Origin of the sequence: Streptomyces sp. NPDC058964, assembly GCF_042741275.1 — a bacterium.
GTDB lineage: Bacteria > Actinomycetota > Actinomycetes > Streptomycetales > Streptomycetaceae > Streptomyces.
The window spans coordinates 1-1,172 of sequence record NZ_JBHYKH010001025.1; the positions used below are offsets into that span (position 1 = coordinate 1).

Genomic DNA, 1,172 nt, shown 5'->3' on the forward strand with positions numbered 1-1,172 from the left:
AAGGGAGACACCGTGTGGGACCCGGCCACGGGGCGCACGGAGCGCGTCGCGCGGATCCTGCGGGTCATGGCCGACCGGCACGACCGGCTGCCGAGGGCGGTCGCCGGGGACATCGTCGCGCTCGTCGGACTCAAGTCGGCGCGGGCCGGCTCGACGCTGTGCGCACCCGACGCCCCACTCGTCCTGGAACCGCCGACGGCCGCCGCCCCGGTGGTGTCGGTGGCGGTCGAGGCACTCAGGAGCACCGACACCGGCCGGCTGGCGCAGGCGCTGGCCCGGCTGGCCGAGGAGGACCCGTCGCTGGTGGTGCGGACCGACGCCGAGACCGGTCAGACCGTGCTGTCCGGCATGGGCTAACTGCACCTGGAGGTCGCGGTGGAGAAGATCCGCCGCGACGGCGGACCCGAGGTCAACGTCGGCCGCCCGGGGGTGGCCTACCGCGAGACCGTCGCGCGCGGGGTGTCCGGACTGGTCTTCCGGCACGTCAAACAGGAGGGCGGCGCGGGACAGTTCGCCCACGTCGTCCTCGACGTGGAGCCGTGGGGCACCGGTGAGCCCGGCGCGCAGGGCTTCGAGTTCCGCTCCGCGGTCGTCGGCGGGCGGGTACCGCAGGAGTACGTGCGCGCGGTCGAGGCCGGCTGCCGGGACGCCCTGGCCGAGGGCCCGCTCGGCGGGCACCCGGTGACCGGGCTGCGGGTCACCCTGACCGACGGGTCGACGCATGTGAAGGACTCCTCGGACACGGCCTTCCGCACGGCGGGCCGGCTCGGGCTCCGGCAGGCCCTGCGCGCCTGCGCGCCGGTCCTGCTGGAACCGGTCGCCGAGGTCACGGTGACCGTGCCGGAGGACGTCGTGGGCGGTGTGCTCGGCGACCTGGCGGCACGCCGCGGCCGGATCACGGGCTCCGAGTCCCGCGGCGGGGTCGCGGTGCTCACCGCCGCCGTGCCGCTGGCCGAACTGTTCGGCTACGCGACGCGGTTGCGCAGCCGCACCCAGGGCCGGGGCACCTTCACCACCCGGCCCGCCGGTTACGCACCGGCACCCGCGGCGCCCGCGGTCCCGTAGCGGATCGTGCCCGCCCGTAGGGGGCGGCGGCCATCCGGGACCCCCCCCCCCCCCCCACCACCCGCGCCACAGGGGGTAGCCCCACCCCCTGGGGGGAGCACACACTA

Annotated in this window: 1 pseudogene; it reads left to right on the forward strand. The window is 76.6% G+C overall.

The window, feature by feature from the left end:
• Positions 1–1,065 (forward strand): annotated as a pseudogene (locus tag ACFW2E_RS47380) (EF-Tu/IF-2/RF-3 family GTPase); the annotation flags it as partial.
• Positions 1,066–1,172: the final 107 nt, after the last annotated feature.